This window comes from Aneurinibacillus thermoaerophilus, assembly GCF_019603355.1.
GTDB lineage: Bacteria > Bacillota > Bacilli > Aneurinibacillales > Aneurinibacillaceae > Aneurinibacillus > Aneurinibacillus thermoaerophilus.
On the sequence record NZ_CP080764.1, the window covers coordinates 65,882 to 77,500 of the forward strand.

10 protein-coding genes, 1 tRNA gene, 1 rRNA gene and 1 other RNA gene (1 of these 13 running past the window's edge) are annotated in these 11,619 nt (G+C 43.5%); 11 read left to right on the forward strand and 2 right to left on the reverse strand.

Features of this window, described 5'->3' with window-relative positions:
- Window positions 1-238 precede the first annotated feature (238 nt).
- Together K3F53_RS00345 and K3F53_RS00350 are read left to right on the forward strand one after the other, a co-directional pair.
- Window positions 239-331: transfer RNA gene (locus K3F53_RS00345), tRNA-Ser, on the forward strand.
- Between the two features lie 409 nt (window positions 332-740).
- On the forward strand, window positions 741-1,223 hold the full coding sequence (locus K3F53_RS00350; RefSeq protein ID WP_057897168.1) for a hypothetical protein: 483 nt from the start codon (window positions 741-743) through the stop codon (window positions 1,221-1,223).
- A 45-nt stretch (window positions 1,224-1,268) separates the two neighbouring features.
- Here K3F53_RS00350 and K3F53_RS00355 read toward each other — a convergent pair whose 3' ends face one another.
- Together K3F53_RS00355 and K3F53_RS00360 are read right to left on the reverse strand one after the other, a co-directional pair.
- Entirely contained in the window at window positions 1,269-2,117 is an 849-nt protein-coding gene (locus tag K3F53_RS00355) for a family 1 encapsulin nanocompartment shell protein (protein WP_220559251.1), read from the reverse strand.
- A 25-nt stretch (window positions 2,118-2,142) separates the two neighbouring features.
- Window positions 2,143-2,769, reverse strand: coding sequence for an IMEF encapsulin system ferritin-like cargo protein (locus tag K3F53_RS00360; RefSeq protein ID WP_246615705.1), 627 nt, complete (start codon window positions 2,767-2,769; stop codon window positions 2,143-2,145).
- Between the two features lie 443 nt (window positions 2,770-3,212).
- Here K3F53_RS00360 and K3F53_RS00365 point away from each other — a divergent pair, with 443 nt between their 5' ends.
- The 9 genes from K3F53_RS00365 to K3F53_RS00405 form a co-directional block, all read left to right on the forward strand.
- Window positions 3,213-3,935 (forward strand): hypothetical protein, encoded by a 723-nt coding sequence (locus tag K3F53_RS00365; protein WP_057897165.1) that lies wholly within the window; start codon window positions 3,213-3,215, stop codon window positions 3,933-3,935.
- Window positions 3,936-4,066: 131 nt separating this feature from the next.
- An RNA gene (ffs, locus tag K3F53_RS00370) (signal recognition particle sRNA large type) lies at window positions 4,067-4,330 on the forward strand.
- A gap of 246 nt (window positions 4,331-4,576) precedes the next feature.
- Window positions 4,577-5,899: an ATP-binding protein gene (locus K3F53_RS00375; RefSeq protein ID WP_246615668.1), complete on the forward strand. Its 1,323-nt coding sequence runs from the start codon at window positions 4,577-4,579 to the stop codon at window positions 5,897-5,899.
- A 153-nt stretch (window positions 5,900-6,052) separates the two neighbouring features.
- Complete coding sequence (gene dnaX, locus K3F53_RS00380) at window positions 6,053-7,765, forward strand: DNA polymerase III subunit gamma/tau (RefSeq protein ID WP_057897164.1); 1,713 nt, start codon at window positions 6,053-6,055, stop codon at window positions 7,763-7,765.
- A gap of 11 nt (window positions 7,766-7,776) precedes the next feature.
- The gene (locus K3F53_RS00385; protein WP_057897163.1) at window positions 7,777-8,097 is read left to right on the forward strand and encodes a YbaB/EbfC family nucleoid-associated protein; all 321 of its coding nucleotides are present in this window, start codon (window positions 7,777-7,779) and stop codon (window positions 8,095-8,097) included.
- Window positions 8,098-8,120: 23 nt separating this feature from the next.
- On the forward strand, window positions 8,121-8,717 hold the full coding sequence (gene recR, locus K3F53_RS00390) for a recombination mediator RecR (RefSeq protein ID WP_057897162.1): 597 nt from the start codon (window positions 8,121-8,123) through the stop codon (window positions 8,715-8,717).
- Window positions 8,718-8,883: 166 nt separating this feature from the next.
- Window positions 8,884-9,834, forward strand: coding sequence for a CPBP family intramembrane glutamic endopeptidase (locus K3F53_RS00395; protein WP_091260627.1), 951 nt, complete (start codon window positions 8,884-8,886; stop codon window positions 9,832-9,834).
- Window positions 9,835-9,897: 63 nt separating this feature from the next.
- Window positions 9,898-10,164, forward strand: a complete 267-nt coding sequence (locus tag K3F53_RS00400; RefSeq protein ID WP_057897160.1) for a pro-sigmaK processing inhibitor BofA family protein — start codon at window positions 9,898-9,900, stop codon at window positions 10,162-10,164.
- A 335-nt stretch (window positions 10,165-10,499) separates the two neighbouring features.
- Window positions 10,500-11,619, forward strand: a 16S ribosomal RNA gene (locus K3F53_RS00405); it runs 421 nt beyond the window's last position.

Sequence of the window (11,619 nt, forward strand, 5' to 3'; positions counted from 1 at the left end):
ACTATTGCTGGATGAATATGATAGCCAGTACGCCGAAAGCCAAACAGGTCGGTCTGTAATCTCTGAATAATTAAGGTAATCGTTCGTATCAGACTTGGAAATGTCGTTGTTTATTGTAACGACAATGTTACAAATTATGTATATGTATCGTTATTTTGTGGCAAAGGAAAGTGGAGGGTTGATTCTTCCGAAGAGATTATGCTAGCATAATTTCTAGACTCCATGTTTTAGTTTTTGCGGAGATGTACCCAAGTCCGGCTGAAGGGGACTGACTCGAAATCAGTTAGGCGTCGCAAGGCGCGCGGGGGTTCAAATCCCTCCATCTCCGCCATACATATCATATGCAAAGCTTGATAAATCAACATTTTTGAACGCTAGTGTATTCAGGAAGCGATACGTTGATATAGTTGAAATCGAGGCGACTGATTCATCCGAAAATTAGCAAGGTGAATGAGCGAGAACTATTTTTCTACAGTTACATATATGTTATGAATATGCCTCCTAACATGGATAAACATGGAAGGAGGTTTTTTGTTGAAAAAATGAATGTACGTGACAACCGTATTGGGCGTAAGAAGCATACGTGGTTTGTTAGTTGAACCAATATGTTATTTTTGACTTCTACGGATTGGAAGGGACGAGAATGATTCTTACTATTGACAAAAGTCCTGTCCTTTAGTAGTATGAAACTGAGAATCAATATCAACAAAAGCGCTTACGAGTAATAGAGGGGGACAGCAATGGGGTATCAAGTAAAAGGTTTGATGGATATCCACACTGTTTTGTCTAATGAGAGAAAACTGGGCGGAGTTATTGAGGTAGAATACCTTCGCTTGCGCAGTGGAGAACAATTCCCGAATGCCGTGATCACGAGTATTGAAATGGCTGGTAACGCCATTTATTCTGTAGGTTTTATTACAGAGCAAGGAAAGCAATTTATTGCTCATGTCGATGAAATCAGCATTATTTTAGAACCGGTTCATAAGCGCATTTGTGAAATGTCAAATGAATCTTATAGACAGATCAAAACGGTTGAAAAGCTAAAATACTTAAAAAAGTTACTTCAAGCAAATGCAGGAAGCTGTACCCCAACGTTCAGAAAAGAAGTGGAACAATTGGTAGATGATATTGGAGTGAATGTAGCTGCCAATGAGGTTGATCTCTCCTTTATGGAACCAAGGAGAGAAGACAAAAAAAGGGGAAATCGGATAAGAATAGCATAAAAAAAGATAAGAGGCACCTGTGAAGGTGCCTCTTTTGATTTTGTTTTAACTGTCAGAATCCTCCAGAGTGCAAATTGCACTGGGGCGTTTGATACGGAGAACAATTGCTTCGTGTACCCGGAACAAATGATTCATATTCTCGGTATCAAGGTAAGCGGTGTGAAAGTCTTCGGCAATGGCCAGATCTAAATTATGTTGGCCCGTATTTACAATCACGCCAGCCTTTCCTTTAATTTCTGGTGATTGGAATACACCGTCCGTTACGAGTTCGCGCATGTGTTCAATTTCTAAGACATTGGTTCCAGGGTGAACGCGGTGAAGAAGGGAGTAGAGTTTAGGAGATAAGACCATAGCATAAGGGCCGGTGTATCCCATTTGCTGTAGTTTGCTAATCGCTTCAACCACATCTTCGAAAGCCTGTCCTGACTTCATCCACTCACCACGGATGTGGGTAAGACGACCCGGGACGTTCATGAGTCCAGAAAGTTCAAATTGAGGAGAACCGTTAAAAATAAGATTATCCTCCAAACGGGCGCATTGGACGGCGGCGTTCGCAGCAGGGCTCATATCAATAGGGATTCCTAACGTTTTTGCTTGTTCTAGGTCACGCCAGTAAAGAATAAAGTCTTTATATAACATAGGGATAGACAAATTGACCCGACGAGTAGGCTGGGACAGCTCTAAAGATTCTCCGCGTAGGCTGATTCCTCCATCTTGAGGCTCCTCAAAGATATCGTTATTTACAGTTTGAATTCCCTCTCCCAATGGCCCGTAAATATCAATGAAACGGCGACCAATAAGCTGTCTTCTGGCTGCCTCTATTACGATTTCTTCCATTATATTCCAATTATGTTCGGTCAGAGGAGAATCAGGGAACTTTCTTAGTTTGTCCATAATGTTGAAACCTCCTGGTTTGATGTTAACGTAACGTTTTAAGACTTCCTACGGTTAATCCTTTCTTGTGGCGTACAGAAAGGCTTGGTTTAGGAAATGCTGAATTTACCGCAGGGACTGAAAGATGAGCCTCTTTTTTTTCTTTCGCTTCATGTTCATGATCATGGGCTGCTGTTAATACATTATGCTTTTCTGATTCCTTGACGGATACGGAATTATTAGAAGGAAAATTCCCGTTCATGAGAGAAAGAATTTTTTTTACCCATAAATAATCCGCTTTTGTTTGCTCTAACATGGAATGTAGCATTTGGTTATGTTCCTCGTCTTTAAAGTGGTACATCGCTAAATCCAGATGCTCCAAAAAGTTGTGCAGACCGAATTTTTCCAGGTTTATATCTTGGAGAAGATGAATGAACTCTTGATTTGTGATGCGAATCGTCTGCTCGTTATTTAAAAAGCGGGACAATTTAGGCATAAGTTCATCAAGCCGTTCTAGCCGTTGTTCTTCTTCTTCGTAAATGTGATGAAAATAAAGGCGCTCATGTTCGTCTTGAGCTTGAGCAATCACGGGAGAGAGCATGTCCATAAAGATACGGATTCTATCCCGATTGCGATTGAATACATGGGAAAGTTCTAATAAATGTTCAATCATGATCACATTTCGCCTCTTTACAGGGTTTTATAAAATACAATTGATGATAACTACAATTCCATTAGGTAGGATTTCCAATTGCTAAAACATTATAGCTAGGAAAAGTAATGTAAACATGACGTCCTTTTAAGTTTCACTGAGGAAGGAATTCCATATAAATTTCAGTATATCAACGACTTTATTCAGTTTATGGATCAAAGGCAATATGCTGACATATGAACAAATCTGCCGAAAAATTTGTTGGATCGGCTTAGCGGAAGGCATGGCTTATTAGAAGACATACAGAATGGTTAGGAGAGCCTCCAAGAAATTTGCCTCGTCGGGAACTTTATTGACTTATTAAAGAGAAAAAATTTCTGGACTAAAATGCGGAAACATGTAAGAATTTCTTTAGAGGAAGAATGGCTTTTCCTTTTTGAGAAAGGCGAAAGAGGAGAATCTACATGAGAAAGAGAAGCATTGTTTTATCCTTGATTGTTGCAACATCCGTTATTAGTGTCGGAATTTTTATCGTGTCGTCTATTATGCAGAATGTGCAGGCGGACGATGAAAACATTACAGATATTGGCTCTATAAACGAGCCGCCTTATCAAGTCAACATCGACGAGAATGCTACACCTTCCGAATTTGAAGCAGAAATGCGCAAAAGCCTTGTGTATCAAAAAGTGGAAAAGCCCAAAATTCCGGTTTCGGATCCTCGTTTGGAAAAAATACAAGATACCTTTTCCATTATCGAACAGCCTTTTGAAAAACCTGCGGAACAGCCGCGCAAAGGACGCCCTGATAAAATGTCCATTGATCCATTTACCGGAGATGCGAAATATACGAACGGAATTGTAATTAACCGTGAAGGGCGTGCTACCAAAATACCTGAGGGCGCCTCTCCTTTTCGTGGGCAAATTGCTCCTATTGTGCGTGTCATGACCGAAGAAATTGCGGAGATGACAAAACGGCCGTATTCAACAGAATTGGCGTTTGATATTATGAAACGGACAACTGAACTGCAAAAATATATGGATATGCTCGAACTTCCGGAAGTCACCGGGCTGCTTATCGAGATAAATACATATATTACGAATGGGAAAGGGTCATTTGATAAAGCTGCGGCGATGATTCAGGAAATTAATAAATTGGTTAACTTCGACAAACTTGAACAAGAAAAGTAAACAAGACAAGATATTTTTGCTGTGCCATAACTTACAGGAGCAAGTCGCTTGGGTATGGCTTGCGCGGTCTTTTCTTTTTTGATAAGATAATTAGGCAGCGATGCTGCAACTAAACATTGTGTATAAGTTTGCCGTACTAGACGGGGAGGTAGCGGTGCCCTGCACCCGCAATCCGCTATAGCGGGGTTGAATTCCTGCCCGAGGTGCGTTTCATGTGGGGTCAGGTCTGTGAAAGTGGTGTTGAGAACCGGGTCCTGCGCAACGGAAACCCATGAACCTGGTCAGGTCCGGAAGGAAGCAGCCATAAGTGGATCATTTCGTGTGCCGTAGGGGAGCCTGGTTTGAGCTAACTACATGGATTCGCCCGGATGAGCGTATCGACGGCAGGTGTGCGGCTTTAGTTTTATAAAAACTCCTAGCGTATAAAAGCGCTAGGAGTTTTTCTCATAAATAAAGCCAAGCCCCAAAAAAGGAGTTTGTAGAAATAAACAGAATATATGAATATGGTAAATATCTCCGGAGATGGGGTGAGAGATAAGATGCCGGGAAACATTTTGCAGTTAAGAATGGGTATGGATGAGTTAATGTGTCACTTACATAGTATTCCTTACGCCGCCTTTTTTTTCGACAAGGAGGGGCGGGTGATAGAAGCGAATTCGATATTGCTTCAGGCAACTGGTCATACGTATAAACAAATAAAGAAGAAGACCCACTATGATTTGTTTGTGACGAAAGATTCTTTTGGTGCATGGCTTGAGCATTTTCGGATTATGAGCGAAAAGTCAAACCGTGTGCCGCGCGGCTTATTGAAGTTACGCTCCGGGAAAACGTGTGCATGTGATATACTGATTTACAGCTATAGTTTCAGAGGAGAAGAGGCGCATTATATTACTCTACCCACTATCCAGGAGAACACCAATCATTCGCTGTTATCTTGTTTTTACCAGCAAATTATCAAAAACATTAATCTGGGAATTATTATATTAGATGAGGATGCTTGTATCGCCGAAATTAGTGAGGAAGCCTGCAAGATACTTGGCGTAGAGAAGTGTCATGTAATTAACCGCACCATTGAGGATGCGTTTCCAGGAATGAAGGAAGAGCAGGGGGTTATTTCTTCAGCTTTGCTAAAAGGAGTTACCGTTTCCGATAAAGCCTATTCCTGGTTTAATGGCAATCAACGCTTCGAATTGATTGTGGACTCTAATGTGTTAAGAGATGCAGCAGGGGAGATTACGGGCGGATATTATATTTTTAAAAATGTGACAAATATGAGCTCTCTAGAAGATAAAATCGAGCGGAGCGATAGGTTGGCCATGATTGGTCAGATTGCTGCTGGAACGGCCCACGAAATACGCAATCCGTTAACTTCCATCAACGGATTTCTGCAAATGATCCGCAAATCGCTTGTAGAAGCAGGAATGGAAAGAGAGAAGGGTTATACAGACATTATGTTGACTGAAATCAAGCGTATCAATGAATTGGTAAGCGAATTTTTGCTTTTAAGCAAGCAGAAAGAAATTCAGTACAAGCTGGTTGATGTAGAGCAGGTATTTATGGAAATTCTTCCTATTGTTGAGAATGAGGCTCTTTTGCACGGAGTGGAAGTATTGGTGGAAAAAGAAAGTCCACTTCCGCTTGTTATGGGCGATAGCGAGATGCTGAAGCAAGTTTTTTTGAATATTGCGAAGAACGGAATCGAAGCGATGGGAGGACAGGGGACGCTTACCATCCGGCTTTTCCATACGGATAGTTATGTAGAGATCACCATCCATGACACTGGGCCTGGTATTCCTCCATATTTAGCTGATAAAATTTTCGAGCCTTTTTTTACAACGAAGGAAGAAGGAACAGGTCTTGGCTTGCCTGTATGTCAGAAGATTGTTCATGACATGGGTGGTAGCATTCGAGTGTCGAACAAAGGCTACGGAACCATTTTTCATGTTCTCCTTCCTTCTTGCTAGCCGCTTTCTCTTTCCCTTTTCCGACGAGTAAAGAAAGTGGTATAATGAAAGTCGCATAAAATTTTAATTGGCTGTGCATTTTTTTGCATTTGTATAGAGTAATGGAAGTTTGCAGACTGTAATAGATGCACACAGGAAAGATGGAGATGCAAAATGGCTTACCAAGCATTGTATCGAATTTGGCGTCCGCAGACGTTTGCGGACATTGTAGGCCAGGAGCATGTAACGCGGACTTTGCAGAATGCGCTTAAAGAACAGCGTTTTTCCCATGCTTATCTATTCAATGGACCAAGGGGAACAGGGAAAACGAGCGCGGCCAAAGTGATGGCCAAGGCGGTGAATTGCGAGAAAGGACCCGCACCTGAGCCGTGTAACGAATGCGCTGCCTGCCGTGGGATTACGGAAGGCTCAGTTGTTGATGTCATGGAAATAGACGCCGCTTCCAACCGCCGTATTGAAGAGATTCGCGATATCCGCGACAAAGTGAAGTATGCGCCAACGCAAGTTCGGTATAAAGTATATATTGTTGATGAAGTTCATATGCTGACGCCGGAAGCGTTTAACGCGTTATTAAAAACGTTAGAAGAGCCACCGGCTCATGTTATTTTTATTTTGGCTACAACCGACCCACATAAACTTCCAGCCACGATTATTTCGCGTTGCCAGCGCTTTGATTTTCGGCGTATTAGCAGCGCGTTAATTGTGAAACGGATGAAGCAGGCGATTTCCGGGGAGAATGTGCAGGTTTCTGACCAGGCGCTTACGTTTATCGCGCGTATGGCGGAGGGCGGTATGCGTGATGCACTCAGTCTTCTTGATCAGACGCTTTCATTCGGCGGCGAGAGAATTGAACTTGAAGATGTGATGGCGATTACCGGCGCTGCCCCGCATACGATGCTGGCGGAGGCAGCCAAAAGTATTGAGGAAGGTTCCGCTTCCGACGTGCTGGATATTGTACAGCGCCTTGTTCAGAACGGTAAGAGTCCGGATCAGTTCTTGGATGATTTATTGTTTTATTTTCGTGATCTTCTACTTTATAAGACGGCGCCTCAATTGGAAGAGATTCAGGATCGTATGATACTTGATCCCGAATTTAAGGGGCTTGGGGATACGTTTGATCGTTCCCGCTTGTTTTTTATCATTGAAAGGCTGAATCAAGCGAAACATGACATGAAACGGGCGAGTCAGCCTCGAATCATGCTGGAACTCATTCTGATTCAGCTTTGTCAGAGCAAAGGTGAAAGCCAGGTTTCCGCTGCTGAGACGGAAGGTTTATCTGAAGATGTAGAGCAACTAAAGCGGCGTATTCATATGTTAGAGAAACAGGTTAAACAGTTGGAACAAGGAGGCGCTACAGGACAGGCAAGCTTTTTGGCTTCTACGTCTCGCAGGGAAACAAGACGTTCTAGCATGCAGCCGACTGTGAAAATTCCGACCGCGCGAATCCGGGAAGTAGCAGCCAATTCCATTGAACCTCAACTTAAACGGCTATGCGCCATTTGGCCGGATATTCTCCAGCAGGTGAAAGCGAGAAGTTTTCGTCTACATGCATGGCTTCTGGACGGCCGTCCTGTAGCGTTATCTCAGACGGGATTGGTCGTTTGTTTTAAAAGCGTGATTCATTGCGAAACAACGGCCCGTGAACTGAATAAGCAGCTCATTGAAGAAGTTGTAAAAGGATTTATCAACCGTCCCATTGAATTGTTTACGTTAATGGAGAATCAATGGAAAGAAATCAGTGAATCTTTGGCTGTTTCTACCGAAGGGGGAGCGAAGCAAGATACAGAAGCGGAATCGCAACCTGATCCTATCGTGGAGGAAGCGGTAAGGTTGTTTGGTGAAGACTTGGTAGATATAAAAGATTAGGAGGAAACAATATGTTTGGTGGCGGAAATATGCAAAACATGATGAAACAAATGAAAAAAATGCAGCAGCAAATGCAAAAAGCGCAAGAAGAGTTGAAGGAACAGACGGTGGAAGGCACATCCGGCGGCGGTATGGTGACCGTGACGGTCAATGGTCATAAAGAAGTACTGGGGGTAAAAATTAAGCCGGAAGCTGTAGATCCCGATGATGTAGAAATGTTGGAAGATTTGGTGCTGGCTGCGGTTACAGAAGCGATGAACAAGGCTGATGAACTGGTGGCAAAAAGTATGGGTAAATTTACCGGAGGCATGAAGCTACCAGGATTATTCTAATCTGAGATATAGGGGAGACCTACGTGTATTATCCCGAACCGATAGCGAAACTGATTGACGGATTTATGAAATTGCCAGGCATTGGGCCAAAGACGGCAGCACGTCTGGCTTTTTTTGTGTTGGGTATGAAAGAAGATGATGTCTTAGAGATCGCGAAGGCATTGGTAAATGTTAAGCGAAATTTGGTGTACTGCTCTGTGTGCCAGAATATTACCGACGTGGATCCTTGTCGGATTTGTTCCGATACATCTCGCGATCAGTCCGTAATTTGTGTTGTACAAGAACCGAAAGATTTGGTTGCGATGGAGAGAACGCGGGAATATAATGGATATTATCATGTATTGCACGGCGCGATTTCCCCTATGGAGGGGATAGGGCCGGAAGATATCCGAATTCCAGAGTTGTTACGCCGCCTAGAAAATGAGGAAGTAAAAGAACTGATTTTGGCTACCAACCCCAATATCGAGGGAGAAGCGACGGCTATGTATATTTCACGATTGGTGAAACCGTTTGGCATTCGTGTCACTCGAATTGCTCATGGCCTCCCGGTTGGCGGAGATTTGGAGTATGCAGATGAAGTGACCATTTCGAAAGCGCTGGAAGGAAGACGAGAGCTATAGAAGTGCTATCCTTTTCAAAAGAAAGCGGTATGTTCAACATTGTGGTCATCCTCTTTGAGGATCAGGGACCAGTATTTGTTGAAACGCCGCTTTTTATTTTATGTTTGTTCTTTTTGTTGGACAAAGTGAATAAATATGCTGATACAGGGTATAGAGAGGTGAGTATGTGAACAGAAATGAACGGTGGGAAAAAATAGCGTTTTTTTCTGCTTTGCTATTGCTGGCGGGTTATGCGTCCAGCATAGGGCTTGAGTTTTCATTTTTGCAGTGGGTGCCCACCGAGCAAGGGAAATGGCGTGTAGAATCGTCTGAAGAAGTAACCTTATTTAGTTTTTTTCTTTTTGTCAGTACTTTATTTTTAAGTATTATTCCTGCTTTCTTTTTTATTCCCGCCCTGTTAAAAATGAGGAAAAATGAATTTCTTGGTTGGGAAACAGGAGTTTCCGGAAGATATGCTATGTATTATTTCGCTTTATATCAGATCTTTCACGGAATTATCTCCCTTCTTTATCTGTTTTTTCAATACCCTTGGTTCTCCGAACATTCTATCTGGGGATTTTTTGAAGCATTTTTGTCGCAGTTCATAATGCTGTTGTTGGCGCTTTTACTTTTTAAGGACAGAATGCGTGACTTAGGATTTGTTCGCCCTGCTAAAGGTAAACAATTACTTTGGGTCATCATTATTTTTTATTTATTTTCTACGTTTTTGCTTGATTTGGTGGTTACAGTACCGATAGCTGATTATTTTAATTTTGAATTGGATTCTTGGCGGGAAGAACAAATTTCCGGTGAGGTATTGCAGGCCAAAAATGTTAGCTGGTTTGCAAGTATGATTGAAATTATTCTTGTTGGTTTGTTTGTGCCGGTGGCCGAAGAGACGATGTTTCGCGGTGTGTTGCAAACGGCGTTGGTAGAGCGATTTGGTGCTTTGGCTGGTATATTGGGTTCCAGTTTATTATTTAGCGTGATTCATGTAGATCCTGTTTTGTTTCCACCGCTATTTACAATGGGACTGATTTTAGGTTTTTTACGCCATTATTACCAAAGCATTTGGGTTCCCATTATGTTTCATGCGCTAAATAATACGATTACTGTGCTCATTTATTTTTTTCAATAAAATGTAAGTAGATCTTCAGTCCATGGTCATGATCCCCATAGAATTAAAGAAAGGAGCGGAAGAATGGATAATTTAACAATTGGACTTGTCGTGGCGGTGGCTGTGTTGGTTTTTCTTTTAATGAACCAGTCAGCATGGGGGTGGGTAAAATGGATTGGATGGGGATTAGGGAACGTTGTGATTGGAAGTATCATTCTTTTTCTTTTTAACCTTGTTGCCGAGTCTTTTTCTTTTGAAATCCCTGTAAACCCTGTTACTGTTACGATTACGGGTTTTTTAGGCTTTCCGGGACTGGTCGCACTTGTTATTATAAAGCAATTTATTCTATAAAATTTGTTGCCGATGGATTGTTAACTATGATAAATTATCAAAAGTCCGCCGTTACGGGCTTTTATTTTTGTTAATGTAAACTTTGTTCAAGAAAATGAACAAAAGATATTGACACCTAAAATTGTTTATGATAATTTTATAAAGTCGCCACTAAAAAGAGGCGAAATAAAAGAAGTTCCTTGAAAACTGAACAGTGATACTCGTTTGTGTGCGAGGTAAATATCCCATGAAAGTGAAGGTCAGCTTCAAAGTTGATTTCAGGCACTTTTATGGGGCCCGAAAAACATTCTTGCTTTAATTAGCTAGCTTATGAGCTTGCGTATCAATCTTCAACTTTTTTGGAGAGTTTGATCCTGGCTCAGGACGAACGCTGGCGGCGTGCCTAATACATGCAAGTCGAGCGAACCGATGGAGTGCTTGCATTCCTGAGGTTAGCGGCGGACGGGTGAGTAACACGTAGGCAACCTGCCTGTACGACCGGGATAACTCCGGGAAACCGGAGCTAATACCGGATAGGATGCCGAACCGCATGGTTCGGCATGGAAAGGCCTTTGAGCCGCGTACAGATGGGCCTGCGGCGCATTAGCTAGTTGGTGGGGTAACGGCCTACCAAGGCGACGATGCGTAGCCGACCTGAGAGGGTGAACGGCCACACTGGGACTGAGACACGGCCCAGACTCCTACGGGAGGCAGCAGTAGGGAATCTTCCGCAATGGACGAAAGTCTGACGGAGCAACGCCGCGTGAGTGAGGAAGGTCTTCGGATCGTAAAACTCTGTTGTCAGGGAAGAACCGCCGGGATGACCTCCCGGTCTGACGGTACCTGACGAGAAAGCCCCGGCTAACTACGTGCCAGCAGCCGCGGTAATACGTAGGGGGCAAGCGTTGTCCGGAATTATTGGGCGTAAAGCGCGCGCAGGCGGCTTCTTAAGTCAGGTGTGAAAGCCCACGGCTCAACCGTGGAGGGCCATCTGAAACTGGGGAGCTTGAGTGCAGGAGAGGAGAGCGGAATTCCACGTGTAGCGGTGAAATGCGTAGAGATGTGGAGGAACACCAGTGGCGAAGGCGGCTCTCTGGCCTGTAACTGACGCTGAGGCGCGAAAGCGTGGGGAGCAAACAGGATTAGATACCCTGGTAGTCCACGCCGTAAACGATGAGTGCTAGGTGTTGGGGAGTCCACCTCCTCAGTGCCGCAGCTAACGCAATAAGCACTCCGCCTGGGGAGTACGGCCGCAAGGCTGAAACTCAAAGGAATTGACGGGGACCCGCACAAGCGGTGGAGCATGTGGTTTAATTCGAAGCAACGCGAAGAACCTTACCAGGGCTTGACATCCCGCTGACCCCTCCAGAGATGGAGGCTTCCTTCGGGACAGCGGTGACAGGTGGTGCATGGTTGTCGTCAGCTCGTGTCGTGAGATGTTGGGTTAAGTCCCGCAACGAGCGCAACCCTTGTCCT

Coding starts and splice junctions, on each gene's coding strand:
- K3F53_RS00350 (WP_057897168.1), top strand. CDS start 741: ATGGGGTATCAAGTAAAAGGTTTGATGGATATCCACACTGTTTTGTCT.
- K3F53_RS00355 (WP_220559251.1), bottom strand. CDS start 2,117: ATGGACAAACTAAGAAAGTTCCCTGATTCTCCTCTGACCGAACATAAT.
- K3F53_RS00360 (WP_246615705.1), bottom strand. CDS start 2,769: ATGATTGAACATTTATTAGAACTTTCCCATGTATTCAATCGCAATCGG.
- K3F53_RS00365 (WP_057897165.1), top strand. CDS start 3,213: ATGAGAAAGAGAAGCATTGTTTTATCCTTGATTGTTGCAACATCCGTT.
- dnaX (WP_057897164.1), top strand. CDS start 6,053: ATGGCTTACCAAGCATTGTATCGAATTTGGCGTCCGCAGACGTTTGCG.
- K3F53_RS00385 (WP_057897163.1), top strand. CDS start 7,777: ATGTTTGGTGGCGGAAATATGCAAAACATGATGAAACAAATGAAAAAA.
- K3F53_RS00400 (WP_057897160.1), top strand. CDS start 9,898: ATGGATAATTTAACAATTGGACTTGTCGTGGCGGTGGCTGTGTTGGTT.